The 4,114-nt window shown below is 69.5% G+C and carries 6 protein-coding genes and 1 pseudogene; 6 read left to right on the top strand and 1 reads right to left on the bottom strand.

Annotated features, from left to right (window positions below; genetic code table 11):
* The coding region (locus QOC69_RS32265) for an aminotransferase class I/II-fold pyridoxal phosphate-dependent enzyme (protein WP_526446565.1) at positions 1 to 745 on the bottom strand (745 nt) is incomplete at its 3' end.
* A 62-nt stretch (positions 746 to 807) separates the two neighbouring features.
* Between QOC69_RS32265 and QOC69_RS32270 the strand changes: the two genes are divergently transcribed.
* From QOC69_RS32270 to QOC69_RS32295, 6 genes and pseudogenes are all read left to right on the top strand, one after another.
* Entirely contained in the window at positions 808 to 972 is a 165-nt protein-coding gene (locus tag QOC69_RS32270; RefSeq protein WP_526446566.1) for a hypothetical protein, read from the top strand.
* Entirely contained in the window at positions 969 to 1,706 is a 738-nt protein-coding gene (gene yczE, locus QOC69_RS32275; RefSeq protein ID WP_526446567.1) for a membrane protein YczE, read from the top strand. The genes QOC69_RS32270 and yczE overlap by 4 nt, the downstream gene beginning before the upstream one ends.
* Positions 1,700 to 2,506, top strand: coding sequence for an ABC transporter ATP-binding protein (locus QOC69_RS32280; protein WP_526446570.1), 807 nt, complete (start codon positions 1,700 to 1,702; stop codon positions 2,504 to 2,506). Before yczE ends, QOC69_RS32280 begins: the two co-directional genes overlap by 7 nt.
* Positions 2,503 to 3,300, top strand: a complete 798-nt coding sequence (locus tag QOC69_RS32285; RefSeq protein WP_526446568.1) for an NUDIX hydrolase — start codon at positions 2,503 to 2,505, stop codon at positions 3,298 to 3,300. Before QOC69_RS32280 ends, QOC69_RS32285 begins: the two co-directional genes overlap by 4 nt.
* The gene (locus tag QOC69_RS32290) at positions 3,297 to 3,947 is read left to right on the top strand and encodes an enoyl-CoA hydratase (protein ID WP_526446569.1); all 651 of its coding nucleotides are present in this window, start codon (positions 3,297 to 3,299) and stop codon (positions 3,945 to 3,947) included. Before QOC69_RS32285 ends, QOC69_RS32290 begins: the two co-directional genes overlap by 4 nt.
* A gap of 10 nt (positions 3,948 to 3,957) precedes the next feature.
* A pseudogene (locus QOC69_RS32295) lies at positions 3,958 to 4,114 on the top strand (SAM-dependent methyltransferase); the annotation flags it as partial.

The raw sequence follows: 4,114 nt of genomic DNA on the forward strand, positions 1-4,114 counted from the left end.
CCAGATAGGCCAGGCTCGGTGACAGCTGGCGCACCGCGGCGTCGACGGCGTCGAGGTCCCAGCCGTCACCGGTCATCGCCACCGGAACCGGTCGGATCCCGCAGGTAGCCATCGCGGCGAGGGCGCCGTGGTAGGTGGGCTGTTCGACCAGCACCCGGTCACCGGGCTGCGTGTAGGTGGCCAGAATCAGACTGATCGCGTGGAGCGCACCCGTGGTGACCATGATCTCGTCGGAGTGTGTGGGAAGGCCTCGCGCGCAGTATCTTTCGGCGATGGCGACGCGAAGGGGCGGCACCCCGGTCAGCTCGATCCCGATGTCGTGCAGGTAGGGCGTGACGTCGTGGGCCGCTTCGGTGAACGCCTGCGAGACGGCGGCGAGGGGCGCAGCCAGCGTGGCGGCGGCGAGGTTGATCGCCGCGGGTTCGGTGTAGCTGGCGACGGCGGTCCGCGTGACGGGCAGCGCGGTCGTGCTGCGCGCACCCCGACGTCCGTTGAGGTAGCCGTCGTCGCGCATCTGCGTGTACGCGGCGGTGACCGTGGTGCGGGACACCCGCAGCGCATCGGCGAGCGCCCGCTCGCTGGGCAACTGGGCACCGACGGGCAGTCGGCCGTCGACGATCAGCATGCGCAGACCGTCGGAGAGCCCCTGATAGGCCGGACCGCTGTTACTGGACGTGCGCCAGTTACCCAGCTCCCGTGCGAGCAGGTCCACATCGAGCCTTCGCCCGGCCAATTCCTCCATCATCGATGCCAGTTTGCCCCAACTGGCTATTGAAGACAAGGGTAGTCAAGGGCCAGTATCGAGTCATGGCACGAAACTGGACCTCCCGGATGACTCGCAAGGCGAGTGAGTTGGGCCGCGTCTTCCGCACCCCGTCCCGCCCCGGCGGACACGTCGAGAGCGATGCTGACGCCCGCCGGATGCGCATCGAACTCGACGCGATCCGCGCCCGATTCCCCGACCACTCGTGAAGCGGGCCATCACCCGCACGGGTGTTCTGCTGATCGGCCTCACCGGCTACGGCTTCTCGATGGCGCTGATGGTGCGCGCCGGCCTCGGCCTTGACCCGTGGGACGTGTTCCACCAAGGTCTGGCCGGACGGACCGGGATGACCATCGGCATCGCGTCCGCAGTCGTCGGTGTCGCCGTCCTGCTGGCGTGGATTCCACTGCGCAACCGGCCGGGCATCGGCACCGTGGCGAACGTCATCGTCATCGCCGTCACGGTGGACGCAGGGATGGCCCTGCTGCCAACGCCGGAGTCGCTGCCGGTGCGGGTGGCGATGATGCTCGGCGCCGTCGTGCTCAATGGGCTGTCCACCGTGCTCTACATCGGTGCGGGCATGGGCCCGGGACCACGCGACGGCATGACGACCGGCCTGGTGGCGCGCACCGGGCTCTCGGTGCGGCTGGTCCGCACGTCGATCGAGGCGACGGTGCTGGCCGTCGGCTGGCTGCTCGGCGGCACGGTTGGCGTCGGCACGGTGGTGTACGCGCTCGGCATTGGGCCACTGGTCCAACTGTTCGTGCGGTGGACCCCGCGGCGGTGGTTGGCCGCGAGTGGCTGGGCGTTCACGGATTCCAGCCTGACTACGATGGGCGAGTGCGAGGAGCCGAAGACGACGCTGGGGCGAGCGCAGCGACGGGAAATGGCCCTGAGGCGAGCGAAGCGACGGGGACTGACGCAGTCGACCCCGACCTGCTGATCGACTTCGCGAAGGTATCGCTGCGACGCGGTGGCCAAACCCTCGTCGGCCCCATCACCTGGGCGGTGGAACTCGACGAACGATGGGTCGTGATCGGACCCAACGGCGCGGGCAAGACCTCGCTGCTGCGGATCGCCGCCGCGATGGAACACCCGTCCTCGGGCACCGCGTACGTCCTCGGCGAGAAGCTGGGGCGCACCGACATGTCCGAACTGCGCTCCCGGGTTGGCCTGAGCAGTTCCGCGCTGAGCCAGCGGGTGCCCGATCACGAGGTGGTCCGCGACCTGGTGGTCTCGGCCGGTTACGCCGTGCTCGGCCGCTGGCGCGAGAAGTACGAAGACATCGACTACGAGCAGGCCGTCGACATGCTGGAGAGCCTCGGCGCCGAGCACCTCGCCGAGCGCACCTACGGCACCCTGTCCGAGGGTGAGCGCAAACGGGTGCTCATCGCGCGGTCGCTGATGACCGACCCCGAACTGCTGCTGCTCGACGAACCCGCGGCGGGCCTTGACCTCGGCGGCCGCGAGGAGTTGGTGGCGCGGCTGGCCGACCTGGCCGCCGACCCCGATGCCCCGGCGACGGTGCTGGTCACCCATCACGTCGAGGAGATCCCGCAGGGCTTCAGTCACTGCCTGCTGCTCTCCGAGGGCAAGGCCGTCGCCTCGGGCCTGCTGACCGAAGTGCTCACCCCGGAGAACCTGTCCACGGCGTTCGGCCAGTCCATTGCCCTGGACGTCATGGACGGGCGTTACTTCGCGCGTCGGACCAGGACCCGCGCGGCGCACAGGAGGCGTGCATGAGTGAAGAACCGCTGACCCCGCGGCCTGCCGCGACCGTGATGCTGATCAGGGACACCGCCGAGGGCATCAAGACGTTCCTCATGCGGCGGCACATGCAGATGGAGTTCGTGGCAGGGGTGATGGTGTTCCCCGGCGGCGGGGTCGACGACCGCGACCGCAGCGCTGACGTCGCGTGGTACGGCCCGGAGCCGTCGTGGTGGGCCGAGCGGCTCGGCGTCGACGTCGACCTCGCCGAAGCACTGGTCTGCGCGGCGGCGCGGGAGACCTTCGAGGAGTCCGGCGTGCTGTTCGCAGGCCCGGTCGGCGACCCGGACGAGATCGTCGCCGACGCATCGGTGTACCGCGACGCCCGCAAGGCGCTGGACGCCAAGACGCTGTCGTTCGGCGAGTTCCTGCGTGACGAGAAGCTGGTGCTGCGCGCTGACCTGCTGCGGCCGTGGGCGAACTGGGTGACGCCCAAGGAGGAGCGCACCCGCCGCTACGACACCTACTTCTTCGTGGGTGCATTGCCTGAGGGCCAGCGCGCCGACGGCGACAACACCGAGACCGATCGGGTGGGCTGGGCGACGCCGCAATCCGCGCTCGACGAGTTCGCCGAGGGGCGGTCGTTCCTCTTGCCGCCGACCTGGACGCAGCTGGACTCGCTCAACGGCCGCACCGTCGCCGAGGTGCTCGCCGTCGACAGGAAGATCGTGACAGTCGAGCCGCATCTGGCTCTGTCCGAGGGGAACTGGGAGATCGAGTTCTTCAATAGCGACCGGTACAACGCGGCGCGCAAGCATCGGGCCCCATGAGTGAATTCGTCGGCGTCCACACCCATGCGGAGCAGCCGGGAATCGCGACGTTGCTGCTGTCGCGACCGCCGACCAATACGTTGACGCGGCAGGTGTACCGCGAGCTGACCGCCGCTGCCGGCGAGCTGGGCGAGCGGGACGACGTCAACGCGGTCATCGTGTTCGGTGGCCACGAGATCTTCTCGGCAGGCGACGACCTGCCCGAGCTGCGAACGCTAAACCCGGATGAGATGGCGACCGCGGCGGACGCTTGCCGCCGGGCCATCGACGCGGTGGCGGCCATCCCGAAACCCACCGTGGTCGCGGTCACCGGCTACGCGCTGGGCAGCGGCCTGACGCTGGCGCTGGCCGCGGACTGGCGGGTCAGTGGCGACAACGCGAAGTTCGGCGCGACGGAGATCCTGGACGGGCTGCCACCCGCGGGGGCGGCGCGGCTGGCCAGGGCGGTGGGCGACAGCAAGGCCAAGGACCTGGTGTTCAGCGGGCGGTTCGTCGGCGCCAAGGAAGCGCAGGCGATGGGGCTCATCGACGAGATGGCGGCGCCCGACCACGTGTACGACGCCGCGGTGGCCTGGGCTGGCCGCTTTGCCGACGCCTCACCTGCGGTACTGGCTGCCGCGAAGGCCGCCTTCTGTGACGGCCGTTAGGCTGCCCTTCATGACGAGTACCGACCCGGCTCCGGTCCCGAACCCGCACGCCACTGCCTAACAGGTCGAAGCCTGCCGACACGACACCAAGCTCGCGCAGGTGCTGTACCACGACTGGGTGGCCGAGTCCTACGACGACAAGTGGTCGATCTCCTACGACCAGTGGT

Origin of the sequence: Mycobacterium sp. (assembly GCF_032162105.1) — a bacterium.
Taxonomy (GTDB): domain Bacteria; phylum Actinomycetota; class Actinomycetes; order Mycobacteriales; family Mycobacteriaceae; genus Mycobacterium.

What these genes read in the sequence shown, in the direction of transcription:
- QOC69_RS32270 (WP_526446566.1), top strand. Translation starts at nt 808, where the DNA reads ATGGCACGAAACTGGACCTCCCGGATGACTCGCAAGGCGAGTGAGTTG.
- QOC69_RS32285 (WP_526446568.1), top strand. Translation starts at nt 2,503, where the DNA reads ATGAGTGAAGAACCGCTGACCCCGCGGCCTGCCGCGACCGTGATGCTG.
- QOC69_RS32290 (WP_526446569.1), top strand. Translation starts at nt 3,297, where the DNA reads ATGAGTGAATTCGTCGGCGTCCACACCCATGCGGAGCAGCCGGGAATC.